General features: G+C 62.5%; 2 protein-coding genes. Both read left to right on the top strand.

Going from position 1 to position 1,763, the window contains the following annotated elements:
• Positions 1-97: 97 nt before the first annotated feature.
• Positions 98-979 carry a peptidyl-prolyl cis-trans isomerase gene (locus P3T23_RS47590; protein WP_429322937.1) on the top strand — a complete coding sequence of 294 codons (882 nt, stop codon included), beginning with the start codon at positions 98-100 and terminating at the stop codon, positions 977-979.
• 194 nt (positions 980-1,173) lie between these two features.
• On the top strand, positions 1,174-1,763 hold a 590-nt coding region (locus P3T23_RS47585), incomplete at its 3' end, for a LysR family transcriptional regulator (protein WP_429322936.1).

The following is a 1,763-nucleotide window of genomic DNA, read 5'->3' as shown; positions in this document are numbered from 1 at the left end:
GCCGCGCCCTTACACAGCCTGCCAGCCTGGGGCCGCGCGCGACCCTCGTGCTGGCCACGGCGAATCTCAATTTTTGACTATGAAAAAAGGAAATCACATGTCTTTCACCACCACCACGATCCGCGCGCTGTGCGTTACTGCTTTTACCACCGTCGCGCTGGGCACGGCCATGCCGACACTGGTGCAGGCTGCCGTCGCGGCCTCGGCCAGCAGCACACTTCCCGCCGGCACGGTTGCCGTCGTCAACGGCGTAGCGATCCCGCAGGCCCGGCTTGATGAAGCCGTGCGCAGCACCGGACAGCCCGACACAGCGCAACTGCGCCAGGCGCTCAGGCAGCAACTGATTGTGCGCGAGCTGTTCCGCCAGGGAGCAGAGAAGGGGCGCTACGACACGAAGCCCGAAGTTGTGCAGGCGATCAGTGCGGCGAAGGCCAATGCCGAAACGCAGTTGTACCTGAAGGACAACATCCATCCCGAATCGGTTACCGATGCGCAGGTGAGAGCGCGCTATGAGGCGATCGTCGCGTCGCTCGGCAAGGAGGAGTACAAGCCGCGCGTCATTTCGGTGACGGATGACGCGACCGCCAGCACAGTGCTCGCGAAACTGAAGTCCGGTAGCGCGTTCGACGCGCTCGCCCGGCAGTACAGCGTGGCGCCGAGCAAGGCAGCCGGCGGCGAGCTGCCGTGGATCAGCTTCAAGGCACCACTGACCGAGGGCAACACGCAGGGGCTGCCGCTGCCGGTCGCGCAGGCCATCACGCAACTGCCGGCGGGCGGCGTCACGCCCGCGGCGATTCCAGCCGGTCCGGGGACCAGCGCGCTGCGCGTGATCGTCAAGCTCGACGCAAAGCGGCCGACGAAGGTGCCGACGTTCGACGAGGCGATGGACACGATGCGCCAGCAGCTGCAGGCGCTTGCGCTGGAGAAGGCCGCTGCGCAATTCGCTGGAGACCTCATGAAAAACGCCGTGATTCAGTGATAGCGACGGGGCCTCACGGAGGATATCACCGGAGCTGGCTTTCTGCAGTATTGGGATGGTCCGACCGCGCGAAACTGGTGCAGTCCCGGAATGTCATTGTGCTGTGTAGTGCATATCATCTGGCACCGCTGCGATAGTACGGTGGCCTGGTTTTGACCATGCCGTCAGAACAGAGGGGATGAAGGACGATGGACATGATGCAAAGCATTCGCGCTTTCGTGGCAGTAGCCAGCGCTGGAAGCTTTACGGCAGCGGCCCAGAACATGAAGGTCGGCACTCCGCAGGTATCGCGCGCCATAGCCGATATTGAGGCGCACCTAAGCTTGCGCCTGTTGAACCGAACAACGCGCAGCGTAGCGCTGACTACCGCTGGCGAGCGGTATCTTGTCCACTGTCGATCCATCCTTGTTCACCTCGAACAGGCAGAGGCTGAAGCTGCAGGGCTGAACGCCATGCCAGTTGGAACTTTACGTATCGGCGTTGATCCTGCCTTCGACAGATCCCATCTCATTTCTGTCGTTTCGGATTATCGGGATCAACACCCGCAGGTTTCCGTGCAGGTGGATCTGGCGCAGGGCGCTCCCGAAGTGGTGCTCAGCAACCATGATGCCGTGCTGCTCTGCGATCTCGTTCCGGAAAGAGCGGGACTCGTACTGGAATGTCTTGGCGCAGCCAGTGCCGTGCTCTGCGCGTCTCCCGTCTACCTGGCCAGCCATGGTGTCCCACGAACGCCTGCCGATCTGCAAACCCATAAGTGTCTGCAGCGGACAACCATGGACCACAC

The sequence above is a fragment of the Paraburkholderia sp. GAS448 genome (assembly GCF_050435685.1).
Taxonomy (GTDB): domain Bacteria; phylum Pseudomonadota; class Gammaproteobacteria; order Burkholderiales; family Burkholderiaceae; genus Paraburkholderia.
Note: the sequence above shows the minus strand (reverse complement) of the source record. Positions and strands in the feature narration are given on the sequence as shown.